This window comes from Magnetospirillum sulfuroxidans (assembly GCF_018224925.1).
GTDB lineage: Bacteria > Pseudomonadota > Alphaproteobacteria > Rhodospirillales > Magnetospirillaceae > Magnetospirillum > Magnetospirillum sulfuroxidans.
Map to the genome: position 1 here is coordinate 107,414 of NZ_JAGTUF010000012.1, position 21,239 is coordinate 128,652.

At 63.5% G+C, this 21,239-nt stretch carries 22 protein-coding genes; 14 read left to right on the forward strand and 8 right to left on the reverse strand.

What is annotated here, in order from left to right; translation table 11 throughout:
- The first annotated feature begins 2 nt into the window (after window positions 1-2).
- Entirely contained in the window at window positions 3-800 is a 798-nt protein-coding gene (gene dapB / locus KEC16_RS13115; RefSeq protein WP_211549629.1) for a 4-hydroxy-tetrahydrodipicolinate reductase, read from the forward strand.
- Here dapB and KEC16_RS13120 read toward each other — a convergent pair.
- From KEC16_RS13120 to hrcA, 3 genes are read right to left on the reverse strand one after another with little or no spacing between them, the layout of a single operon-like run.
- Window positions 770-1,960 carry a PQQ-dependent sugar dehydrogenase gene (locus tag KEC16_RS13120; protein ID WP_211549631.1) on the reverse strand — a complete coding sequence of 397 codons (1,191 nt, stop codon included), beginning with the start codon at window positions 1,958-1,960 and terminating at the stop codon, window positions 770-772. The two genes, dapB and KEC16_RS13120, sit on opposite strands and share 31 nt — an antisense overlap.
- A gap of 52 nt (window positions 1,961-2,012) precedes the next feature.
- A complete protein-coding gene (gene grpE, locus KEC16_RS13125; RefSeq protein WP_211549633.1) occupies window positions 2,013-2,603 on the reverse strand; it encodes a nucleotide exchange factor GrpE in 591 nt (196 codons plus the stop codon).
- 23 nt (window positions 2,604-2,626) lie between these two features.
- The gene (gene hrcA, locus KEC16_RS13130) at window positions 2,627-3,679 is read right to left on the reverse strand and encodes a heat-inducible transcriptional repressor HrcA (RefSeq protein WP_211549635.1); all 1,053 of its coding nucleotides are present in this window, start codon (window positions 3,677-3,679) and stop codon (window positions 2,627-2,629) included.
- A 138-nt stretch (window positions 3,680-3,817) separates the two neighbouring features.
- Here hrcA and rph point away from each other — a divergent pair, with 138 nt between their 5' ends.
- Genes rph through hemW form a run of 3 tightly spaced genes read left to right on the forward strand, consistent with a single transcriptional unit; the run spans window position 3,818 to window position 6,275 of the window.
- Window positions 3,818-4,543, forward strand: a complete 726-nt coding sequence (gene rph / locus KEC16_RS13135; protein ID WP_211549637.1) for a ribonuclease PH — start codon at window positions 3,818-3,820, stop codon at window positions 4,541-4,543.
- Window positions 4,540-5,136: an RdgB/HAM1 family non-canonical purine NTP pyrophosphatase gene (gene rdgB / locus KEC16_RS13140; RefSeq protein WP_211549639.1), complete on the forward strand. Its 597-nt coding sequence runs from the start codon at window positions 4,540-4,542 to the stop codon at window positions 5,134-5,136. Before rph ends, rdgB begins: the two co-directional genes overlap by 4 nt.
- Window positions 5,124-6,275, forward strand: a complete 1,152-nt coding sequence (hemW, locus tag KEC16_RS13145; protein WP_211549641.1) for a radical SAM family heme chaperone HemW — start codon at window positions 5,124-5,126, stop codon at window positions 6,273-6,275. Before rdgB ends, hemW begins: the two co-directional genes overlap by 13 nt.
- Before the next feature lie 104 nt (window positions 6,276-6,379).
- On the opposite strand, the gene KEC16_RS13150 is transcribed toward hemW, so the two are convergent.
- The gene (locus KEC16_RS13150; protein WP_211549643.1) at window positions 6,380-7,639 is read right to left on the reverse strand and encodes a penicillin-binding protein activator; all 1,260 of its coding nucleotides are present in this window, start codon (window positions 7,637-7,639) and stop codon (window positions 6,380-6,382) included.
- Window positions 7,640-7,767: 128 nt separating this feature from the next.
- Here KEC16_RS13150 and rsmI point away from each other — a divergent pair, with 128 nt between their 5' ends.
- The 10 genes from rsmI (at window position 7,768) to KEC16_RS13200 (ending at window position 15,674) form a co-directional block, all read left to right on the forward strand.
- On the forward strand, window positions 7,768-8,634 hold the full coding sequence (gene rsmI / locus KEC16_RS13155) for a 16S rRNA (cytidine(1402)-2'-O)-methyltransferase (protein WP_283091919.1): 867 nt from the start codon (window positions 7,768-7,770) through the stop codon (window positions 8,632-8,634).
- The gene (locus tag KEC16_RS13160; protein WP_211549647.1) at window positions 8,631-9,005 is read left to right on the forward strand and encodes a YraN family protein; all 375 of its coding nucleotides are present in this window, start codon (window positions 8,631-8,633) and stop codon (window positions 9,003-9,005) included. Before rsmI ends, KEC16_RS13160 begins: the two co-directional genes overlap by 4 nt.
- Before the next feature lie 55 nt (window positions 9,006-9,060).
- Window positions 9,061-9,663: a BON domain-containing protein gene (locus KEC16_RS13165; RefSeq protein WP_346344083.1), complete on the forward strand. Its 603-nt coding sequence runs from the start codon at window positions 9,061-9,063 to the stop codon at window positions 9,661-9,663.
- The gene (locus KEC16_RS13170; RefSeq protein WP_211549649.1) at window positions 9,663-10,475 is read left to right on the forward strand and encodes a transglutaminase family protein; all 813 of its coding nucleotides are present in this window, start codon (window positions 9,663-9,665) and stop codon (window positions 10,473-10,475) included. The genes KEC16_RS13165 and KEC16_RS13170 overlap by 1 nt, the downstream gene beginning before the upstream one ends.
- Before the next feature lie 11 nt (window positions 10,476-10,486).
- The gene (gshB, locus tag KEC16_RS13175) at window positions 10,487-11,452 is read left to right on the forward strand and encodes a glutathione synthase (protein WP_211549652.1); all 966 of its coding nucleotides are present in this window, start codon (window positions 10,487-10,489) and stop codon (window positions 11,450-11,452) included.
- Window positions 11,453-11,863: 411 nt separating this feature from the next.
- Window positions 11,864-12,376, forward strand: coding sequence for a hypothetical protein (locus tag KEC16_RS13180; RefSeq protein ID WP_211549653.1), 513 nt, complete (start codon window positions 11,864-11,866; stop codon window positions 12,374-12,376).
- 12 nt (window positions 12,377-12,388) lie between these two features.
- Complete coding sequence (locus KEC16_RS13185; RefSeq protein WP_211549656.1) at window positions 12,389-13,900, forward strand: YifB family Mg chelatase-like AAA ATPase; 1,512 nt, start codon at window positions 12,389-12,391, stop codon at window positions 13,898-13,900.
- Between the two features lie 74 nt (window positions 13,901-13,974).
- Window positions 13,975-14,616: a hypothetical protein gene (locus KEC16_RS13190; protein ID WP_211549657.1), complete on the forward strand. Its 642-nt coding sequence runs from the start codon at window positions 13,975-13,977 to the stop codon at window positions 14,614-14,616.
- Between the two features lie 91 nt (window positions 14,617-14,707).
- Window positions 14,708-15,052, forward strand: coding sequence for a hypothetical protein (locus tag KEC16_RS13195; protein ID WP_211549659.1), 345 nt, complete (start codon window positions 14,708-14,710; stop codon window positions 15,050-15,052).
- Window positions 15,053-15,209: 157 nt separating this feature from the next.
- Window positions 15,210-15,674, forward strand: coding sequence for a hypothetical protein (locus KEC16_RS13200; RefSeq protein WP_211549661.1), 465 nt, complete (start codon window positions 15,210-15,212; stop codon window positions 15,672-15,674).
- Here KEC16_RS13200 and KEC16_RS13205 read toward each other — a convergent pair.
- From KEC16_RS13205 to KEC16_RS13220, 4 genes are all read right to left on the reverse strand, one after another.
- Window positions 15,671-16,459 (reverse strand): exodeoxyribonuclease III, encoded by a 789-nt coding sequence (locus KEC16_RS13205; RefSeq protein WP_211549663.1) that lies wholly within the window; start codon window positions 16,457-16,459, stop codon window positions 15,671-15,673. The genes KEC16_RS13200 and KEC16_RS13205 overlap by 4 nt on opposite strands.
- Before the next feature lie 355 nt (window positions 16,460-16,814).
- On the reverse strand, window positions 16,815-17,456 hold the full coding sequence (locus KEC16_RS13210; RefSeq protein ID WP_249209167.1) for a LolA family protein: 642 nt from the start codon (window positions 17,454-17,456) through the stop codon (window positions 16,815-16,817).
- A 58-nt stretch (window positions 17,457-17,514) separates the two neighbouring features.
- Complete coding sequence (locus KEC16_RS13215; protein WP_211549665.1) at window positions 17,515-19,926, reverse strand: DNA translocase FtsK; 2,412 nt, start codon at window positions 19,924-19,926, stop codon at window positions 17,515-17,517.
- An 8-nt stretch (window positions 19,927-19,934) separates the two neighbouring features.
- Complete coding sequence (locus KEC16_RS13220; RefSeq protein ID WP_211549667.1) at window positions 19,935-21,110, reverse strand: aminotransferase class I/II-fold pyridoxal phosphate-dependent enzyme; 1,176 nt, start codon at window positions 21,108-21,110, stop codon at window positions 19,935-19,937.
- Between the last annotated feature and the right edge of the window lie 129 nt (window positions 21,111-21,239).

The following is a 21,239-nucleotide window of genomic DNA, read 5'->3' on the forward strand; positions in this document are numbered from 1 at the left end:
ACATGAAGATCGGTATCGTCGGCTGCGCCGGCCGCATGGGACGGATGTTGATGAACGCGGTGGTCGAGGCCGAAGGCTGCACCTTGTCGGGCGGCACCGAACGTCCCGGTTCACCGCAGGTTGGCCAGGATGTCGGCGCCGTGCTGGGCCTGGGCAAGCTGAACGCCGTTATCAGCGACACTCCATCGACCCTGTTCGCCGCCTCTGACGCGGTTATCGACTTCAGCGCCCCCGCCGCCACCGTCGCCCACGCCGCCTTGGCCGCCGAAATGGGCAAGATCCTGATCGTCGGCACCACCGGACTTTCCAAGGAGGACGAGGCCAGGCTGGCCGAGGCGGCGAAAAGCGCCACCATCGTCTATGCCCCCAATTTCAGCGTCGGCGTTAACCTGCTGATGGCCCTGACCGAGCGTGCCGCCGCCATTCTGGGTGATGATTACGATATCGAAATCGTCGAGATGCACCATCACCACAAGGTCGATTCGCCATCGGGCACCGCCTTGGGCCTGGGCCGGTCGGCGGCCAAGGGCCGCGCCGTGGCGCTGGACAGCGTCTGGCGCAAAAGCCGCGATGGTCTGGTCGGCGCCCGCCCCAAGGGCGAGATCGGTTTCGCCACCCTGCGCGGCGGCGACGTCGTCGGCGACCACACGGTGATGTTCGCCAGCGAGGGCGAGCGGGTGGAACTGACCCACAAGGCGTCAAGCCGTGCCGTCTTCGCCAAGGGCGCCGTGCGCGCCGCCCTGTGGGCCAAGGAGCAAAAGCCGGGGCTTTATTCCATGCGCGACGTGCTCGGGCTGTAGCGCAGGATCTTCCACACCGTGCGGCCGGCATCGTCGGCCACGTACAAAGATCCGTCCGGGGCGGCGGCAATCCCCACCGGCCGCCCCCAGACCGCATGCGCCGTCGTCATGAAACCGGTAGCGAAGGCTTCGTAATAGCCCAGCGGCTTGCCGTCCTTGAACGGAACCCGCGCCACCATATAGCCGATGGGTTCTGATCGGTTCCAGGAACCGTGCAGGCCGACATAGGCGTCACCATCGGCAAAAGCCAATCCCAGCGGGGCCGAATGGGCGCGAAACAACAAATCGGGCGGCCGCGTCCCCGCCACCTTGTCCGCAGCCTTGTGTCCCAGGCCGGGATGCGGATTGTTTCCCAGATAGGCATAGGGCCAGCCGTAAAAACCATCCTCGACCACCTGGGTCAGATAATCGGGAACCAGTTCATCGCCCAGGCCATCGCGTTCGTTGACCACCGTCCATAAGTCATCGCTGCCGGGGCGAAAGCTCAGGCCCACCGGATTGCGCAAGCCGGCGGCGAAGGTCCGGCCGCCATGGCCGACGCCGTCAAAGACGCGAATGGTGGCGCGCGGTTCGGCTTCTTCGTCCACATTGCGGCGCGAGCCGATACCGACGTAAAAACGTTGGCCATCAGCCCCCAGGGCCAGCGACCGGGTGGAGTGACCGCGATCATCACCCAACGCCCCCTCCGGGGTGATCTGCCGACGGCCTGTCGGCCGATCCTGATCAGGATGCCAAGGCAACGCCCACACCGCCCTGGTATCAGCCACCCACACCGCGCCATCCCGCCATGCCAGCCCAAACGGTTCACTGAAACCATCGGCGAAAAGGTGACGCCGTTCGGCGACGCCGTCACCATCGGCATCCACCAGCCGGGTCAGCTTGTCGAAACGCTGTTCGGCCACCAAAACCGAACCGTCGGCCAGTACCAGCAGATTACGCGGATGATCCAACCCCTCGGCGAACAAAATCGCCCGCCAGCCGGGCGGCACCTTCAGTCCCACCCCTGGCGGCCGTGCCACCACATCGGCCGGATTGGCCTTCGATGGCGTCGCATAGGGTGGCGGCAGATCACCGATGCCGACGCGCAAGCGGGTCCCCGGCGCCGGATCGGCCCAGGCCGGGGCAGCAAGCAACACGACCACGATTAACAGCCGACGCATGCGGGGACCTTCGACAAAAAAGGCCCTTCCGCTGCCGGAAGGGCCTTTGCTGTTAGACGCTGGTATCGACCTGTTCCCCTGGCGGGGCTTTCGGTCCGCCCTTGGACACCGCCACCAAGGCCGGACGCAGCAGGCGTTCATGCAGCTGATAACCCTGCTGCATGACCATCACCACCGTCCCTTCCGGCTGGTTGGCATCTTCCATTTCCATCATCGCCTGATGCAAATTAGGGTCGAAACGTTCGCCCATGGCTTGGATCAGGCGGATGCCGTAACGTTCCATCGTCGCCAGCATCTCACGCTCGGTCAGCTCCACCCCCACCGTCAAGGTGTTGGCGATGTCGTTGCCTTCGCGCGCATTCGGCGGCACCGCATCCAAGGCCCGGCGCAAATTGTCGGCGACGCTCAGCACATCCTTGGCAAAATTGGAAACGGCGAACTTGCCGCGATCCTCGGCTTGCTGTTCCAGACGGCGACGGACGTTTTCGGTGTCAGCGCGGGCGTAAAGAACCTCGCTTTTCAGCTTGGCCACTTCCGCTTCCAGCTCGGCGATGCGGGCCTCGGGGGAAACCGTATCGACCGGGGCCGGGCTTTCCGGGGCGGGCGTTTCCGCGCCTTGTTCAGTGGTCTGTTCCTCGCTCATGCCTTTACTTCTTCCGTTTAGAGTTATCCGATCAGACGGCCGACAACCTTGGCAGTGTAATCGACCATGGGGATGATACGGGCGAAATTCAGCCGTTGCGGGCCGATCACGCCGATGGCGCCGACGATCTGTTCCCGCGCGTCGCGATAGGGCGCGACGATCATGGAACAGCCGGTGACGCCGAACAGCTCGTTTTCCGAGCCGATAAAAATCTGCACACCTTCTGCCACATTGGCCAGATCAAGCAAACGTAGGAATTGTTCCGAGGTTTCCAACGCCTCGAACAAGCCGCGAATCCGCTCTAAGTCCTCGACGGCGGTGACGTCGTCAAGCAAATGCGACTGGCCCCGCACGATCAACGAGGCATGGCTGGCCTCGCCCGACCAGGTGGCCAGACCGGCTTCGACCACCCGCGTGGTCAGTTCGTCCAATTGGTGGCGCTGCCGGTCCAGTTCCGTTTGCACCAGTTCGCGCACGTCGTCGAGGCTGCGACCGACCAGACGATCATTCAAATAATTGGCCGCCTCCACCAGCGAGCGCGGCTCGACCTCGGGCGGCAGATCCAGCAAGCGGTTTTCCACCATGCCGTCTTGGGTCACCAGCACCACCAAGGCGCGGCCGCGCCCCAGCCAGACGAAATCGATCTGCTTGAGCGCCCGCTGCATCTTCGGCGCCACCACCATGCCGGCGCAGCGCGACAGCCCGGACAAAGCGCCGATGGCTTCGCTCAGCACCTGTTCCATGCTTTTGCCCATGGCCTGACAGCGAACGTCAATGGCCGAGCGTTCATCCTCGGGCAGGCGGCCCACTTCCAGCAAACCGTTGACGAACAGGCGCATGCCCGCCTGGGTCGGCAGCCGCCCGGCCGAGGTATGGCGGGCATAAAGCAAGCCGGCATCTTCCAGGTCGGCCATGACATTGCGGATGGTGGCCGGCGACAGCGACACCCCCAAGCGGCGCGACAAGGTGCGCGAGCCGATGGCTTCACCCGTATGCACATAGGCTTCGACGATCTGGCGAAAAATTTCGCGCGACCGGTCGCTCATCTCTGTTATGACGGGGCTCTTGCCGGGCATGATCCTTGGTGCCTTGTCGGTTCCGTCCGGAATCTAGTGAGGGATCGTCATCCCGTCAACGTGGGGGGTTCCCCCGAAGACGGGGAATCGCTAGGGTTCGCACGATTTTCTTCCCGACCTTAAGCTTAAGGACCCACCATGTCCCATCGCCCCTCCGGCCGTGCTTTCGACCAAATGCGCGACATTCGCCTGGAAACCGGTTTTTCCCGCCACGCCGAAGGGTCGTGTCTGGCCAAGTTCGGCGACACCCATGTGCTGTGCACCGCTTCGGTGGAAGAACGGGTTCCCCCGTTCCTGCGCAATACCGGCAAGGGTTGGGTCACCGCCGAATACGGCATGCTGCCGCGCTCGACCCACACCCGTACCGACCGTGAAGCGGCCAGGGGCAAGCAATCGGGCCGCACCCATGAAATTCAGCGCCTGATCGGCCGCTCGTTACGCGCCGTCACCGACCTCAAGGCCATGGGCGAAATGCAGATCAAGCTGGATTGCGACGTCCTGCAAGCCGATGGCGGCACCCGCACCGCGTCGATCACCGGCGCCTGGGTTGCCCTGCACTTGGCTTTTCAAAAGCTGGTGGCGGCCGGCAAGTTGCCGGCGGTGCCGCTGATCGATCAGGTCGCCGCCATTTCCTGCGGCATCTATGAAGGCGTTGCCGTCCTTGACCTGGATTACCCGGAAGATTCGTCGGCCCAGGCCGACGCCAATTTCGTTCTTACCGGTACCGGCGGCATCGTCGAGGTTCAAGGCACCGCCGAGGAACGCCCGTTTTCCCGCGATCAGTTCACCCAATTGCTGGAACTGGCGGAAAAGGGCGTGACCGAACTGGCGCTGCTGCAAAAGAAGGCGGTGGGATTGGCATGAACCGAAAGTTCAAGGGCGGCAAGCTGGTCATCGCCAGCCACAATGCCGGCAAGGTGCGCGAAATCGGCGACCTGCTGGCCAGTTTCCAGACCGACGTGATTTCGGCGGCAACCCTGGGGCTGGCCGAACCGGAAGAAACCGGAACGACCTTTGCCGCCAATGCCGAATTAAAGGCCCTGGCCGCCGCCAGGGCCGCCAACCTGCCGGCGCTGGCCGATGATTCCGGTCTGGCGGTGGATGCCTTGGGCGGCGACCCCGGCATCTATTCCGCCCGCTGGGCCGGACCGAGCAAGGATTTCGCCGCCGCCATGGCCGCTGTGCACGCCAAGATGGGCGCCACCGCCGACCGTGCCGCCCGCTTCGTCTGCGCCCTGGCCCTGGCCTGGCCCGACGGTCATGTGGAAACCTTCGAAGGGGTGGTCAAAGGCGAGATCGTCTGGCCGCCGCGCGGCGCTCACGGTTTCGGCTATGACCCGTTCTTTCTGCCGCTTGGCGGCAGCCTGACCTTTGGCGAGATGGACGCGGCGGCCAAGCACGCCATCAGCCACCGGGCCGACGCCTTCGCCAAATTGGTGGCGGCGTGCTTCCAGTAAATCCACCCGGCTTCGGCATTTATATTCATTGGCCGTTCTGCCTGTCCAAATGCCCCTATTGCGACTTCAACAGTCACGCCGCCGACGCCATCGACCAAGACCGCTGGCGGGCGGCCTTGCTGCGGGAACTGGATTATTTCGCCGCCTGGAAACCCAGTGCCGTGGTGACCTCGATCTTTTTCGGCGGCGGCACCCCCAGCCTGATGGAACCGGCGACCACGGCGGCGCTGATCGAGCGAGTCCAGCGCCATTGGGCCTGTGATTCCATGATCGAAATCACCTTGGAAGCCAATCCATCCACCGTCGAAATCCAGCGTTTCCGCGATTTTCGCGCCGCCGGCATCAATCGGCTGTCGTTGGGGGTGCAGGCGTTGAACGAGGCCGACCTGCATTTTCTTGGCCGTCGCCACGGTGTCGATGAAGCCTTGGCCGCCATCGATCTGGCGGCCAAGACCTTCCCACGCTTTTCCTTTGATCTGATCTATGCGCGGCCCGGTCAAACCACCACGGCCTGGGAAGCCGAGCTGAGCCAGGCGCTGACCCTGGCCGGCGACCATCTGTCGGCCTATCAACTGACCATCGAGGAAGGCACCGCCTTTTATCCCAGCCATGCCCGCGGCGACTTTAGCTTGCCGGACGAAGACCGGGCGGCGGAGATGTTCAGCCTGACCCGCGCCATCACCGCCCAGGCCGGGTTGCCGGCCTACGAGATTTCCAACCATGCCCGCCCCGGCGGCGAGGGCCGTCATAACCTGACCTATTGGCGCGGCGGTGATTATGTCGGCATCGGACCGGGCGCCCATGGCCGGCTGAACCATACCGCCACCCGCCAACACCGCGCCCCCGATGTCTGGCTGCGGCGCGTCGAAGCCGACGGCCATGCCAGCCAGGGCACGGAAAAACTGGATACGGCGACACGGGCGGAAGAGCTGGTGATGATGGGCTTGCGCCTGAACCAGGGACTGAACGCCGACTATTTCCAGCACCAATGCGGTTTGGATTTATGGCGGGTCATCGATGCCCAGGCCTGTGCGCAGCTTGAACAAGACGGTCTGTTGAAACGCACAGCCCTGGGGATCGCCGCCACCGAAGCCGGCCTGTTAGTGCTGAACGCCCTGACCGCCGCCTTGTTGGCTTAGAGCATTTTCACGCGAAGCGTGGACATGCGATAAGCCGGAGCGGCCCGTCACGGGCCACTTTTGAAATCTAGACCAATTTCCGCTTTAGCTGAAACTGGTTTAGATCACATCCCCGCCGCTGGCGCGGCGAAGCTGGTGGGGGCGGGGGCGATATCGTGAATCCCCGCCTTGGCGATTTCGCGCACGGCCAGCCCGCGTTCCGGCGTACCATCGGTGCGCAGACGGAACAAGCCGTCAATGCCGGCAAAGCCGCCGGCATTGGTCAGCGTCGCCATGGAATAATCCAGGTTTTGCCGCACCAGGGTCGCCGCCAAAGCGGTGGCGTCATAAGCCAGCGACGCCCGCAAGGTGCCGGCGCGGGGCGGGCGGGTGGCAAAAGCGGTGGCGTAACGACGTTCGAACTCGGCATAAGCCTCGGCCGCCGGCGCGGCGAACCAGGCGCCTTGCAACGACGGCTCGTTGCTTAGGCGCGGATCGTCCCACAACATGGTGCCCAACAGCGGCACCTTGTCGATATCGACCTCGTAATAGGTGACCAGCGACGACACCGTGCGCAGCCGGGTGCCGTCATCGGCGATCATCGCCGCGTCGAAAGGCGGCGGCGGCACCGGGCCGACACTGGTCTTGCTGCGGCCGCGGGTGCGGGATTCCACCTCGGTAAAGCGTTTGATGGTGTTGCTGACGTCCTTGGCCTGGGGGTCGTAGAATTCCACCTTGACCACCTGGCCCCCAAGCTGCGGCACCACAATGCGGAAGGCGTCGGCCACCGCTTGGCCGTATTCATCCGAACGGGCCAGCAGGGCGAACTTTTCTTTCCCCTGCGCACGGGCATGGGCAACCACCCGGCGCACCTGGGATTCGGGCAGAAATCCGACGCTATAGACCCCCTGGCCAAGGGCGGCGCGATCGGTGGTGAATGAAATCGTCGGCACCCCCCACAGCCGGGCTTGCGGCGCCACCGCCTTGACCTCGGCTGAGAACAGCGGGCCAAGAATAATATCGGCGCCTTGGGTCCGGGCCTGGGTCAGGGCGTTCACCGCGCCTTCCGGCGTGCCTTTGGTATCAAGCGGAATAAGGTTCAGGCGTTCGTCGGCCACATCGAACAAAGCCAACTGGGCGGCATTGGACATGGCTTGGCCCCAGGCGGCATAGGGGCCGGACAGCGGCACCAGCAACGCCGCCCGGATTTCGTCGCGTCCCTGGAAACTGGCGGGCGGCGCCACAAGTTGCGGCGCCTCGGAGCGGATTACCGGCGGCGGCGGCGGCGGCTCACGCGGCAATTGCACCTGCGGGCGCTGCCCTGAATCAGCCGGCGGCACCGCCTGTTCGCTCCGACTTTGCGGTGCGGGCTTGGTTCCACTCATCCACGGTGATAAGTCTGCCTGCTGACAACCGCTCAACAGCAGGGCCGAAAGCAATGGCAAGGCAGCAAAAAAGCGACGCAACGGAACCCTCCCCGACGGCGATCGATGGCCTTGGCGAGGGTAGACATTTGCGGCCGGGAAGTAAACCGGCGCCAGGCCTGTATCTGGTCGCCACCCCCATCGGCAACATGGGCGACATTACCTATCGCGCCGTCGAGGTTTTGCGCGCCGCCGATCTGGTCGCCTGCGAGGATACCCGGGTCAGCGGCAAGTTGATGACCCGATTGGGATTGGACCGGCCGCTTTCGTCCTATCACGAGCATAATTCCGAACGCGCCGGCCCCGAATTGATCAAGCGGCTCAAAGACGGCGCGGTCATCGCCTTGATTTCCGACGCCGGCACACCGCTGGTTTCCGATCCCGGCTACCGACTGGTCAAGGCCTGCGTCGCCGAGGGCATCATGGTCACCGCCTTGCCCGGCGCCTCGGCCATGCTGACCGCCCTGCAATTGTCAGCCCTGCCCAATGACCGTTTCCTGTTTGCCGGTTTCTTGCCCAACAAGTCCACCGCCCGCCGCAAGGCCCTGCGCGAGGTGGCCACGGTGCCGGCAACGCTGATGTTTTATGAATCACCCAACCGTTTGGGCGAATCCCTGGCCGACATGGCCGCCGTGCTTGGCCCCCGCCAAGCAGCGGTGGCCCGCGAACTGACCAAACTGCATGAAGAAGTTGCCCGAGGCGACCTGTTCACCCTGGCCAACCGCTATGCCGACGCCCCCCCCAAGGGGGAGGTGGTGGTGGTGGTCGCACCGCCCGGCGAGGCGCTACCCCTGGGCGAGGAAGACCTCGACGACCGTCTGCGCGCCGCCATCGCCGGCGGCGCCTCGGTCAAGGACGCCGCCGCCCTGGTCGCCGCCGAAACCGGCTTTCCCCGGCGCGATATCTATGCGCGGGCGCTGCGTCTGTCGCAGGCCGCCCCCGATTCGACGCCGTGATCACTCGGCGGCAAGCGTGGCGCAGCGGCCAGCGCGGTGAAACACTGGCGGTCTGGTGGCTGCGTCTAAAGGGCTACGCCATCCTGAGCCGGGGCTATGCCATCGGCCGCGGCACCGGCGCCGGTGAAATCGACATCGTCGCCCGCCGCGGCAAGACCATCGCCTTTGTCGAGGTCAAGGTCCGCCCCACCTTGGCCGCTGCCGCCCAAGCCATCACCCCGGCCCAGCAGCGCCGCATCGTCCGAGCGGCAGCGGCTTTCCTCGCCGCCCATCCCCGGCTGGTCGGCTGCGATGCCCGTTTCGACGCCGTCTTGCTGGCGCCCGGTTGCTGGCCCCGCCACATTTCCGACGCATGGCGCATGGATGCTTGAGAGCATCGCCCGCCACCGTTAAGGTCGTGGCAAAGCAGATCGAAAGGAAGATCCCGTGACCCTCCATCGTTCCTTGGCCCTGGCCGCTCTGTTGTTGTCTGCTCCGGCATTGTCGGGATGCGTCGGCATGGTCATTGGCGCCGGCGCCACCGCCGGCGTTGCCGCTTCGGAAGAACGCGGCATCGAAGGCGCGGCCGAAGACGCCAAGATCCGCGCCGAAGTCAACGAAGCCTGGTTCCGCCACAGCGTCGATATGTATTCCAAGGTCACCTTTGCCATCAGCGAAGGCCGCATCTTGCTGACCGGCACCGTGCCGACCGAACAGGTGCGCGAGGACGCGGTGCGGCTGACCTGGCAGGTCGCCGGCGTCCGCGAGGTCTATAACGAATTGCTGGTGCGCGAAAGCTCGGGCCTGATTGACGGCGCCCGCGACGTGCGCATTCAGCAGGAAATCAAAAGCCGCATGCTGTTCGACAAGGAAGTCAGCAACATCAACTACACCGTCGATGTCACCGATGGCGTGGTCTATCTGCTGGGCATCGCTCAATCGGATGCCGAATTGAATCGGGTCATCGGCCACGCCCGCGAAGTTTCCGCGGTCAAGAACATCATCAATTACGTGCGCCTGAAAAACGACCCCCGGCGTCACGGCGGCTAATGCGCGCCGCAACCGAGCTTTTGGCCGATCTGGGCCAGTTCGCCGACCACGACCTGCCGGTGCTGGAAGCGGCTTTGGCCCTGGGCCGAATCCACCGTCCGGCCAGCGATACCCCGGCCGTGCGCACCGCGATCAACGACCTGATCGAACAAGTCCGCCAGACCCTGCCGGTCAAGCCGCTGGCCGCCGACATGGCCGCGGCCAGCGCCGCCGTGCTGGTGGACAACAATCATTTCGGTCTTGGCGGCGATGAAGCGGAAAGCCATGAGCTGCACGAACTGGTCAGCCAATATCGCGGTAACGGCGATCTGCTGGCGTTACTGTGGCTCAGCGTCGCCGAAGGCTGCGGCCTGGGGGCGGAGATGTTGGCTTTTCCGCTGCATTCGCTCATTCGCTATTCGGACCATATGGGCGGGCGGGTGATCGTCGCCTGTAACGATGGCCGCAGGCTGGATTGTCCGGCCTTGCGGCTGTTGCACAAGATCGATGCCGGCCCCAGCGCCGAGCTGGAGCCTGATTTCTTTCAGGCTTTGTCGCCACGTGACGTTTTGTTGCGCTGGCGACAAAGCCTGAAAATGCACCATTTGCGCCTTGGCCGGCTGGAGCCGGCGCTCAAGGTGGTGGAAAGCGCCTTGCTGTTCGCCCCCAATCGCGCCAGCCTCTGGCGCGAGGCCGGCTTGATGCGGATGCGGCTGGACGATCTGCCCGGCGCCGCCGCCGCTCTGGAACAATTCATTCAACGGGAAGATAATGTGCTGGCCCGCGGCCGCGGCCAGCAATTGCTGGCGGAAATCCGCTCGCGCATGAGCTGAAGGAGGATAAGGTGAGCCTTGCCGTGTCGATCCAGATGGATCCGATGGAATCCGTCAATATCAACGCCGATTCCACCTTTGCCCTGGCCCTGGAAGCGCAACGGCGCGGCCATGCCCTGTTCCATTACCTGCCCACCGATCTGGCCTTGAAGAACGGCCGGGTCACCGCCTGGGTGCGGCCGCTGAGCGTGCGCCGCCAAGCCGGCGATCATTTCACCCTGGGCGAGGCGCAACTGGTCGATCTGGCGACCATGGACGTGGTGCTGATGCGCCAGGATCCGCCCTTTGACATGGCCTATATCACCGCCACCCATCTGCTGGAACACATTCACCCGCAAACCCTGGTGGTCAATGACCCGGTGCATGTGCGCAACGCCCCGGAGAAATTGCTGGTTACGCACTTTCCCGGTCTGCTGCCGCCCACCCTGATCACCAGCGACCGCCGGCATATCCTTGAGTTTCGCAATGAATACAAAGATCTCGTGCTAAAGCCGCTGTTTGGCAATGGCGGCGCCGGGGTGTTCCACGTCAAGCCCGACGACGAGAATTTGAATAGCCTGCTGGAAATGTTCACCCAGCTTTACCGCGAACCGGTGATGGTTCAGCAATACCTGCCGGCGGTGCGCGAAGGCGACAAGCGCGTCATTTTGGTCGATGGCCAGGCGGCGGGCGCCGTCAATCGGGTGCCGCAAGCCGGCGAGGCCCGTTCCAACCTGCATGTGGGCGGCCGCGCCATGAAGGCGGCACTGACCGCACGCGACCGCGAGATTTGCGAAGCCATCGGCCCAACGCTGCGGGCACGCGGCCTGATCTTCGTCGGTATCGACATCATTGGCAATTACCTGACCGAGATCAACGTCACCTCGCCCACCGGCATCCAAGAGATCGACCGCTTCGACACTGTCTGCGTCGAGGCGCAAATCTGGGACGCCATCGAGCTGCGCCGGGCCTCGACCACCCGCGTTCCCACCGCTTAAAGCTTGTTTTCAACAGCTTGACGGCGCATCTTTAGAAAGAGGGCGAAGCCGGTAAAACCAGGGGCGGGGACAAACTTCGGTGGAAGTTGCCCCCTAACTGCGAATTCAGTTTTTGCCGCCGCCCTGTTGCGCTAAAGAAACGTCTGTGACGGCGACCCGACCAATCGCCGCCGCCACCGCTCGCCGCCGCAAACCGGCGGAGGAAGGCCACGGCCAGCCCGCTTGCCTTGAAAAACCCCATACCGCGTGACAAAGCCCGAGCAGATCCGTCGCTGTACACAATTATGTTGCGATGCTTGATCAAGCGGGTACACCTAATGACATTATTTTCTGCGGTGCTTCTCGCTCGACGCTTTCCCTCGATCCGTTGGCGGCGCGCCCCATTCCATCCATCGGCAGGCGGAGAGCTGAATGTTGAAAACTCTGCGCCGAGTGATCATGCCGGCCGTTCTCATCGCCGGCTCCGGTCTCCTCGGCGGCTGCACCCCAAGCAATTCCTATGTTCAGCCGGCTGGCCTGTCCGCCAGCAATGCGGCAACACTCGTCGGAACGCGGACGCTCAATCCAGATCCGACACAGGGCGACTTGCGCGTCTATGTGGTAGAAATCGACACAAGGCTGACCAATGGCGGCCCGGGGGGATGGAACGACCCCATCAGGTTGACGCCAGGGTCCCACCGACTTGATTTCGGCATTGCCGTTGGCCGCAACGCCTGGGGTTTCGGCTTGGGAATCTATCAGTTTGAGGCAGGGAAAACCTATACGCTTCAAGCCGCGCCGCCGCGCGCTGAAACCGGGCCTCATTCGCTCTTTTACGGTTGGGTCGAGGGACCGGACGGTCAAAGAATGGGCGACCGCATCGCCGTCGATGTGCGGCCATTCACCGGGGGCGGCCCGGTTTACATCCCCATTTTGATTAAATAGAGCGTTTCCCCAATGACCGCCCACGCCCCCACCATCGCTTTTTCCGGCATCGACTGCCTGGATATCGACGTCCAGGTCCAGGTCGCCAGCGGCTTGCCCGCCTTCACCATCGTCGGCCTGCCTGACAAGGCGGTGGGCGAAAGCCGCGAGCGGGTGCGCGCCGCCTTCAACGCCCTGGGCCTGTCGCTGCCGCCCAAGCGCATCACCGTCAATCTGGCCCCCGCCGATCTGTTGAAAGAGGGCAGTCATTTCGATCTGCCCATCGCTTTGGGCCTGCTCGCCGCCATGGGGGTGCTGCCGGCCGACGAAATCCAGGGCTATATCGCCCTGGGCGAGCTGGGGCTGGACGGCTCGCTTGCTGCGGTCACCGGAATCCTGCCCGCCGCCATCGCCGCCAACGCCGCCGGCAAGGGCCTGATCTGCCCTGCCGCCCAAGGCCCGGAAGCGGTCTGGGCCGGCGATGTCGAGGTGCTGGCCGCGCCCAATCTGCTGGCCCTGATCAACCATTTCAAGGGCACCCAGGTGCTGAGCCGGCCGCAGCCCCGGCTGGAAGACGACGACCGCGATCCCCTGGATTTGCGTGACATCAAGGGCCAGGAATCGGCCAAGCGCGCCTTGGAAGTGGCCGCCGCCGGCGGTCATAATTTGCTGATGATCGGCCCCCCCGGATCGGGCAAGTCCATGCTCGCCGCCCGCTTGCCCGGTCTGCTGCCGCCGCTGGAACCGGCCGAGGCGCTGGAAGTCAGCATGATTCATTCCGTCGCCGGCCATTTGAGCGAAGGCAAATTGTTGCGCCGACGACCCTTTCGCGATCCGCACCATTCGGCCTCGGTGCCGGCGCTGGTCGGTGGGGGGGCACGGGCCAAGCCGGGGGAAATCTCCTTGGCCCATAACGGCGTGCTGTTCTTGGATGAATTGCCGGAATTCCAGCGCGCCGCCCTGGAAGCCCTGCGCCAGCCGCTGGAATCGGGCCGGGCCAGCGTGGCGCGGGCCAATGCTCATGTGGTCTATCCGGCCCGTATTCAGTTGGTGGCGGCGATGAATCCGTGTCGGTGCGGCTATCTTGGCGATGCCGGGTTGGCCTGCACCAAGGCGCCGAAATGCGGCGTCGAGTACCAAACCAAGATTTCCGGCCCGCTGTTCGACCGTATCGACCTGCATGTCGAGGTCCCCGCCGTCAGCCCCGCCGACCTGTCCCTGCCGCCGGCCGCCGAGGGGACGGCGGAAATCGCCGCCCGCGTCGCCGCCGCCCGTGCCCGCCAAAGCCAACGCTACCAAGCGTTAGGGATCCGCAACAATGCCCAGCTTGACGGCGAGATGCTGGAAAAGCTGGCCAGCCCCGACGCCGCCGGCCGCGCCCTGCTGACCGAAGCGGCCGAGCGTATGCGGCTATCGGCACGAGGCTATCACCGGGTATTGCGGGTCGCCCGCACCCTGGCCGATCTGGATGGGCGCGACGCAATCAACCGCCTGCACGTGGCCGAGGCGCTGTCGTATCGGCGGCTGGTGCCGGGACGGACGTAGACACACTCTAAAGTCCAGGTCCTGGCAATAAGTCCAGTTGCGCACAGGCGGCGATTTGCGCACAGTCTGGCAGCATGAGCTCAGCAGCCTGTAGCAACAACCGCGCCTGCCATGCCATCTCCAGTGTCGTGCTGGATGTGGTCCAGGCCTTGTTGCGCGAACGCTCGGTCAACGGCAAGGTCGATCTGGCCGATGTCGAGCGTCTGATCGCCCTGGTCCGGCGCGGCCCCATGACCCTGGACCCCGCCTATGCCGCCCAGGAAGAAAAATGCCGCGCCCATCATTCCAAGCCCAAGGGCAATATCGGCGCCCGCGCCAACCCGTTCCAACGGCTGATGGTCCGCCCCCTGGAGCCGTTGCTGGGCGAGGTGCTGCCACGGCCGTTGCTGGCCAATTATTTCCATTTCGTCGATACCGCCCTGGGGCCGGCGGCACGTGACGAGTTGGACCGCGATTGCCGCGCCCTGATCCAAGCCCTGTTGGTGGTCCATGGCAACAATCTGACCTGGGATCATTTCTACGGCGACCATCGCTCGACCAATATCTTGCGCCGGGCCCTTCACATCCTTGCCGCCATTTTGCGCCAGCCGCAGGGACCGGCCATGTGGCGCAGTCATATGGGCCGCCCAACCGGCGACGCCCCGCCGCTGCCGACGGCACGGTTGGACTTGATTTTGGATACCCTGCTGCAAACCCATCACGGTCTGGCCGCCTGATCCCATATCCCAATAAGTCGCCTTGACCAAAGTCGGGTCGTCCACCGCCCAAGCGCGGTAAAACAAGACCTCACGACCAGGAGCGGCAGCGGTGAACCATACCATAAAGCTTTGGGCGCCCCGGCTGCTGTTGGCGGCCGAGCTGGCCTTGTGCGCCATCGTCATCACCCATCTCGATGCCGGTTTGAAAACCGAAATGCGCGATGGTCAGGCTTTCGGCCTTTGTTCGCAGGAAGAATTCGCAAAGATCGGCCTGGCTTGGTTGGGCATGACCTCTGTCGCCTTTGTCGGCAGTCTGCTCAGCCTGTTCGGCCGGGCCAAATGGGCCGGACTGGCCCTGTTCATCCTGCCGGTGGTCGCCACCACCACCATGGCCAAATACCAGGAAGACCGCTTTCCGCCCTGCTGGGAACGCCCGGTCGAGCCGACCAATTAAAACCAACCGACGCATTATTCCTTAAGTTTCGCCGGCGGAAAGTGCAGCCCCGCCGGTAGATTTTGCCGGCTTTCGCGCTGGAGTTTCGGCGGAATCGCGGCACTTTCCCCTGGCACAGCCATTGCTTGTGACAAGCGTCCACCATGGGGAGAACATCATGACCAGGATCGCCATTGACGGTAACGAAAACCTTGTCCCCTTCACCAAGACAGGCCCCTTGATCACGCCCGATGCCTCGGTCTTTGCCGGAATGATCCAGCCATCCTTGGAGCAGGCCGAGCCCTTACAGGTCGAACCCTTGTCCTTCGAGGAACAGCCGCCACCACCGCCCACCCCTTTCAAGCCCTATCTTGAAGTCTGGAAGGATGGCAAGAAAATCGCCGAGATCAGCCGAGACGGCGCCTTGATGACGCCCAATTCGTTCAATGCGACGTCGGTGGTGGCCCAAGATGGCCTTCTGTCAGGCAAGGAGCTTGCCGATCAACGCGCCCGCCTCGTCAAGGAACAGCTTGGTCCGCCAGCGGAAATCCGTAGCGTCGAAACTCCGACGGCATCGTCAGCCGGCTCCACCGCATCTGGCGCCGCCGGCTCGTATCTCCGCTGGCTGACCCAGAATTGCTAAAGCGCCAATTCCACCAACACCGGCACGTGGTCGGAAGGTTGCGGCCACGACCGGCAGTCTCGCAGCACGTCGACCGAACGCAGGCTCTGGCGTAAGACCGGGCTGACCCAAACATGGTCAAGGCGGCGGCCGCGATCGTTCTTTTGCCAATCGGGCGAACGATAGCTCCACCACGTGTACAGACGTTGGTCTGGCGGAATGAATTCGCGCATGGCATCGACCCAACCCAGACTGGCCTGCATGCGATTGAGCAAATCGACCTCGACCGGGGTATGACTGACCACCGACAGCAATTGCTTGTGTGACCACACATCGGTTTCCAACGGGGCGATATTCAGATCGCCGGTCAGGATCAGCTTGTCCTCGGGCGTGTAATTGGCGGCGTACCACGCGGTCAGCTGGCGCAGGAATTCCAGCTTATGGGCGAATTTGTCGTTCTTGTCCGGGTCAGGGATATCACCGCCGGCCGGCACGTACAGACAATGAATTTCCGCCTGATCCAGCTTGGCCACCAAATGCCGGCGGTCCTCGCGTCCGCACCACGACGGAGTGACGGTCGCGCGGATCGGCAGTTTCGACAAAATGGCGACGCCGTTATAGCCCTTCATGCCGTGAAAGGCGATGTGGGGGAAGCCCAACGCCCGGCAAGCCTCGGCAGGGAACAATTCGTCCACCACCTTGATTTCCTGCAAACACACCACATCCGGCCGCAAGGTCTCCACCACTTGGCGCAGCAGCTCGATGCGCAGACGGATGGAATTGATATTCCAGGTGACGACACGCAATGGCTTTCCCCTTCGAGCAGAATGCGGAGGTGGTTTTACACCACTTTCGACAAATTCCAAAAAATGGAGACGCCTGAAAGGGCAGGGCCTTTCCTTAAGTAAAATGCGTGCCCGACAGGGGGGTGTCGGGCGCCGGCCGCTCCGCGGCCTTTCCTTAAATAAAATGGGCGCCCGACAGGGGGGTGTCGGGCGCCCGGGATCGCTCCGTGTGAGAAGCGTCTCGTGAGATCGGCAGGGGAAACCAACCTCACCGGCAAAGACCATTGCGGTCCCCGCCGCTCTTCATCCTAGATGGGTAGACGAAATCCCTATCTGTATGGGGCACAAGACATGCCAGCCATGCGTCAGCCGCATATCAGCCGTCATTCAACTTCGGCTTGGTGAATTTAGGGTCTTGGAATTCAAACAGCTTGCGATCCAGGCGCAGGCCATTTTGCGCGTCGAACAGCGAAACCGTGGTGACGCTGCCCTGAGCATCAAGCACCCGCCATTGCCGCAGGGCCAAGGGCTGATCGGTGAAAACCAACGTCAACTCGCCTTGGCCGGCATCGTCGCTTTCCACCAACGAGATATTAAGAACCCCCGGCGCCCGTGTCACCCGCGTTACCGTCAGGTCCTTGCCATCGAGCTGGACATTTTCACGCACCAGCACCCCGGCCGGGGTCGATCCCAATGGGATATAGCTGGGTTCGCCCAGTTCGCGGTCATGAACAATCAGAAACGTTCCGTCGGCGACCACCAGCAAGGGCGAGGGCGGATCGTATTGCAGCCGCATGCGGCCCGGACGGGAAAAATAGGCGGTGCCTTCGCTGACGCTGCCGTTGGGGGCGAATTGCTGAAACCGCGCCTTCAAGGTGGTGATGGCGTTCATATAGGATTCGGCGCGGGCGATATCCGCCTTGTCCTGATCGGACAGCGGCTTACGCGGGCCAGCGGCGGCGGCGGGCAGGGCCAAAGGCAGCAGCGCCATCAAGGCCAACAGGGTACGGCGAAGCAACAAGACGGATTCTCCTTTACCAGACCTGGGTGCTTTAGCCCACGATCATGGCGAAATTTTAGAAATCGTCGCGGGTCTGGCGCACCAGGATTTCGCGCTTTCCCACATGATTGGGCTTGCCGACCACGCCTTCGGCCTCCATCCGTTCGATCAGGCGGGCGGCGCGGTTATAGCCGATCTGCAAATGGCGCTGGATGAACGAGGTCGAAGCCTTGCCTTCCCGCGCCACCAAAGCCACCGCCTGATCGTACAGATCATCACCCGAACCACCGCCAGAGCCACCGCCGCCAGCGCCGAAATCGCCCTCTTCCTCTTCCGTCACCGCTTCCACATAGGTCGGTTCGCCTTGGGACCGCAGATGTTCGACCACCTGTTCGACTTCCTGATCGGAAACGAACGGCCCGTGCACACGGGTAATGCGGCCGCCGGCGGCCATGTACAGCATGTCGCCCTGCCCCAGCAATTGCTCGGCCCCTTGTTCCCCCAAGATGGTGCGCGAATCGATCTTACTGGTGACCTGGAAGGAAATACGGGTGGGGAAATTGGCCTTGATGGTGCCGGTGATGACGTCGACCGACGGACGTTGCGTCGCCATGATCAAATGAATGCCAGCGGCACGGGCCATCTGGGCCAGACGTTGCACCGCCCCTTCGATATCCTTGCCGGCGACCAGCATCAGATCGGCCATTTCATCGACGATGACGACGATGAAGGGCAGCGCCTTTAGTTCCAGCAATTGTTCTTCATAGATCGGCTTGCCGCTTTCCGGGTCAAATCCGGTCTGCACCGTGCGGGTCAATTGTTCGCCGCGATCCCGCGCTTCAAGCAGGCGCTGATTATAGCCGGCGATGTTGCGCACGCCCAATTGGCTCATGGCGCGATAGCGGTCTTCCATCTCGCGGACCGCCCATTTCAACGCCACCACCGCCTTGCCCGGTTCGGTCACCACCGGGGCGAGCAAATGGGGAATGCCGTCATAGACCGACAATTCCAGCATCTTGGGGTCGATCATGATGATCCGGCATTCTTCCGGCGTCAGCCGATAAAGCAGCGACAAGATCATGGTGTTGACCGCCACCGACTTGCCCGAACCGGTGGTGCCGGCGATCAGCAGATGCGGCATGCGGGCCAGATCGACCATTACCGGACCACCGCCGATATCCTTGCCCAGCACCAAGGTCAGCTTGGCCGCCGCCTTTTCAAATTGTTCCGCCGCCAGCAATTCGCGCAGGAAGACCACCTCGCGCCGCGAATTGGGCAATTCGATCCCGATGACCGAGCGGCCGGGAATGGTGGCGATGCGCACAGACAACGCACTCATGGAACGGGCGATGTCATCGGCCAGGCCGATCACCCGGCTGGTCTTGGTCCCCGGCGCCGGTTCCAATTCGTACAGCGTGACCACCGGACCGGGACGAACCTTGACCACCTTGCCGTTGACGCCAAAATCTTCCAGCACGTTTTCCAGCATCTTGGCGTTCTGGGCCAGGGAATCCTGGGACAAATGCGTGCGATTTTGTTCCGGCGGCAAGGACAGCAACGTCAGCGGCGGCACCTCGTAACCGGCCCCGATCGGTCCGCCCAAATCCAGCTTGCCTTGACGGGCGGCGCGCTCGCGCTTGCCGGCGGCCGGCGGCGGCCGCTTGGGCTCGACCAGGGCGCCGGGGGCCGGCATCTGGTCCAGGTCATCGTCCTCATCGGCGGTCAGGGACGACGGAACGAACGGGTCGTCCTCGTCTTCATCCTCATCCGCGGCCATCATCATGGGCGCCGGCCGGGCCAGGGGCGAACGCTGCGACGTCACCGTCACCGCCGGTTCACGCCGGATCGCATCAGGATTGGGACGCAGCGCCGCCGCCGCTTGCAATGAACGCTTGCCGGCCAGGCCCAGACCAGCCCAATCGGCCGGCGACAAGCCCAAGGCGAAGATACTGGCGAAAAAAGCCAAGCCCAGACAAGCACTGCCCACCGCCCACATCATATGGGCCGGAACCTGTGGCGCCACCAAAGCGGCAACGATGACCTTGCCCAAGGCACCGCCGGGGCCGATGGCAACGCCGGATAGATGCGGAAACGGCAACGCCGCCAAGGCAACCGCCCACATCACCACCACCAGCGGCAGCACAGCGATACGCAAACCCCAAAAACGCGGCGCCTGGGCTCGCACCAAAACCCGTAAGCCCCAGGCAGCCGGGATCAGCACCACCAACCAGCCGGCCAAACCAAAGACCTGATCCAGCAGATCGGCCAAAGTCGCGCCCAATGCCCCCAAGGCGTTGTGCACGGGGCCATCGACGGCGGTATTGAACGACGGATCGCGCGGATTGGCGGTGGCCATGGCAATGGCTGCCAAAAGCGCCACCATGGTCAGCATCAGCCCACCCAGACGCGCCGCCAGCCGACGCATGGCCGGAACGGTGCCCTTGGGTAAAAAGCTGTTTTTCGGCGCCCTGCTTTTGGCCGCGGCCATATCCCCCCCTAAAGCGTCTGCGCCAGATGCGTCAGCGCCTTTTCCGTCGTCGTCAGATCATGCACCAAGGCCACGCGAATGAAACGATCCCCAACATCCCCCCGCGACAGATATTTGCCGGGCAATACCCTGATTTTGGCTTTGTTCCACACTTCCACCGCGGCTTTTTCGCCGTCACCCACATCCAGCCACAGGAAGAACCCGCCCGGCGGTCGTGTAAAGCCGAAACGGCCGGCGAAAATCCTTTCGGCCATATCCAGCTTGGCCCGGTAAAGATCGCGGTTTTCCCGCACATGGGTTTCGTCACGCCACAAGGCGGCGGCGGCGGCCAAAAGAGGCAGGGGCGTCGCCGCCCCGCCATACGAGCGCAACCGCCCGAATGCCGCCATCAGGTTGACGTCACCGGCGACGAACCCCGAACGCAACCCCGGCACGCTGGAGCGCTTGGACAAGGAATGGAACACCATCACGTTATCCAGTGATCCGCCCAATTGGGCGCAGGCGGTCAACGCCCCCGCCGGTTCGACCTGATCCCAAATTTCCGAATAGCATTCATCCACCGCCAAAACGAAATTCCAGCGCCGGGCCAATTCGATGGTGCGTTTCAGCAAATCAAGATCAGCCACCGACCCTTGCGGATTGGCCGGACTGCACAGATAGGCCAGCTTCACCCGTGCCAGCACCGAATCGGGCAAGGTGGTGTAATCGGGTTGCGCCGCCGCACCGCTGGCGCCGGCAACGAAATAGGGCTCAGCCCCGGCCATCACCGCGGCGCCGACATAGACTTGATAGAACGGATTGGGCAGCAGCACCAAAGGCTGGCCCTGACATGGGCCGAAGGCGGCGGGGGTGATCACCGTCTGGGCGATCAGATAAAGCGCCTCGCGCGTGCCGGCCACGGGCAAAACAGCCCGCTCGGCGTCGATCATGCCGTCAGGCAGGACGAAACGCCGGGTCAGCCAATCGGCGACGGCGCGGCGAAAATCCGGGCTGCCCGCCGCAGGCGGATATTTCCCCCACAATCCGGCCTGTTCGCCGATAACCCGCGCCACCAGGGATGGCGGCGGATGCTGCGGTTCGCCGATGGACATGACCAGCGAATCAGAGGTGGCGGGACCGCCCAGCAGATCGGTCAGCCGCTGGAACGGATAATCGGTGAGTTGGTCGAGTTGTGCATTGAACATGGGCTTTGTTCTAACCGATTCCGACGCCCGCGCCCATGGGGAAATCAATGACAAAAGGGCGCGGCTTTCGCCGCGCCCCCTTGTTTCCAGCAATCCGCCCGGCTTAGGCCGTGATGCCCTAAATGTGCA

Excerpts from the sequence above, each read along its gene's own strand:
- dapB (WP_211549629.1), top strand. The coding sequence starts at position 3 with ATGAAGATCGGTATCGTCGGCTGCGCCGGCCGCATGGGACGGATGTTG.
- KEC16_RS13120 (WP_211549631.1), bottom strand. The coding sequence starts at position 1,960 with ATGCGTCGGCTGTTAATCGTGGTCGTGTTGCTTGCTGCCCCGGCCTGG.
- grpE (WP_211549633.1), bottom strand. The coding sequence starts at position 2,603 with ATGAGCGAGGAACAGACCACTGAACAAGGCGCGGAAACGCCCGCCCCG.
- hrcA (WP_211549635.1), bottom strand. The coding sequence starts at position 3,679 with ATGCCCGGCAAGAGCCCCGTCATAACAGAGATGAGCGACCGGTCGCGC.
- rph (WP_211549637.1), top strand. The coding sequence starts at position 3,818 with ATGTCCCATCGCCCCTCCGGCCGTGCTTTCGACCAAATGCGCGACATT.
- rdgB (WP_211549639.1), top strand. The coding sequence starts at position 4,540 with ATGAACCGAAAGTTCAAGGGCGGCAAGCTGGTCATCGCCAGCCACAAT.
- KEC16_RS13150 (WP_211549643.1), bottom strand. The coding sequence starts at position 7,639 with ATGAGTGGAACCAAGCCCGCACCGCAAAGTCGGAGCGAACAGGCGGTG.
- KEC16_RS13170 (WP_211549649.1), top strand. The coding sequence starts at position 9,663 with ATGCGCGCCGCAACCGAGCTTTTGGCCGATCTGGGCCAGTTCGCCGAC.
- KEC16_RS13180 (WP_211549653.1), top strand. The coding sequence starts at position 11,864 with ATGTTGAAAACTCTGCGCCGAGTGATCATGCCGGCCGTTCTCATCGCC.
- KEC16_RS13185 (WP_211549656.1), top strand. The coding sequence starts at position 12,389 with ATGACCGCCCACGCCCCCACCATCGCTTTTTCCGGCATCGACTGCCTG.
- KEC16_RS13190 (WP_211549657.1), top strand. The coding sequence starts at position 13,975 with ATGAGCTCAGCAGCCTGTAGCAACAACCGCGCCTGCCATGCCATCTCC.
- KEC16_RS13200 (WP_211549661.1), top strand. The coding sequence starts at position 15,210 with ATGACCAGGATCGCCATTGACGGTAACGAAAACCTTGTCCCCTTCACC.
- KEC16_RS13215 (WP_211549665.1), bottom strand. The coding sequence starts at position 19,926 with ATGGCCGCGGCCAAAAGCAGGGCGCCGAAAAACAGCTTTTTACCCAAG.
- KEC16_RS13220 (WP_211549667.1), bottom strand. The coding sequence starts at position 21,110 with ATGTTCAATGCACAACTCGACCAACTCACCGATTATCCGTTCCAGCGG.